This is a genomic window from Pseudomonas sp. 43(2021), from assembly GCF_017490805.1.
In the GTDB taxonomy this organism is placed as follows: Bacteria; Pseudomonadota; Gammaproteobacteria; order Pseudomonadales; family Pseudomonadaceae; genus Aquipseudomonas.
This window is the reverse complement of sequence record NZ_JAFGYJ010000216.1, coordinates 1-551: the sequence shown is the minus strand read 5'-3', so window position 1 is coordinate 551 and position 551 is coordinate 1. Positions and strand designations below refer to the sequence as shown.

Below are 551 nucleotides of genomic sequence, written 5' to 3'. Positions count from 1 at the left end.
AGGGTTGCGCACCGCCAGTGGAATCCCGCGCAACAAGCGTGGAGGTTGTTGAGCGGTCATGCCGCACATCCCTTGGCAACCTGATAGGCCGGATGCCAGCGCAGCCACACACGCTCAAGTCCACGGGCAGCGAGGTCGGCGAGTTTGCCGAGCACCGCGTAAAGCAGGATCGCCAGCACCACCACGTCGGTCTGCAAGAACTCTCGAGCGTTCATCGCCAGATAGCCGATGCCGGAGCTGGCCGAGATGGTTTCAGCGACGATCAGCGTCAGCCACATGAAGCCCAAAGCGAAGCGCACGCCAACCAGAATCGACGGCAACGCACCCGGCAGAATCACCTGCCAGAACAGGCTGAAACCGCTCAGGCCATAACTGCGCGCCATCTCCACCAGCGCCGGGTCGACGTTGCGGATGCCGTGATACGTGTTCAGGTAAATCGGAAACAAGGTGCCCAGCGCCACCAGAAAAATCTTCGCTGACTCGTCGATCCCGAACCACAGGATCACCAGCGGAATCAGCGCCAGATGCGGCACGTTGCGGATCATCTGCAC

Annotated in this window: 1 protein-coding gene; it reads right to left on the bottom strand. The window is 61.2% G+C overall.

What is annotated here, in order from left to right; translation table 11 throughout:
* Nucleotides 1-56: 56 nt before the first annotated feature.
* Nucleotides 57-551 (bottom strand): ABC transporter permease subunit (locus J5M71_RS26830; RefSeq protein ID WP_207838533.1); only part of this gene is annotated, 495 nt, incomplete at its 5' end.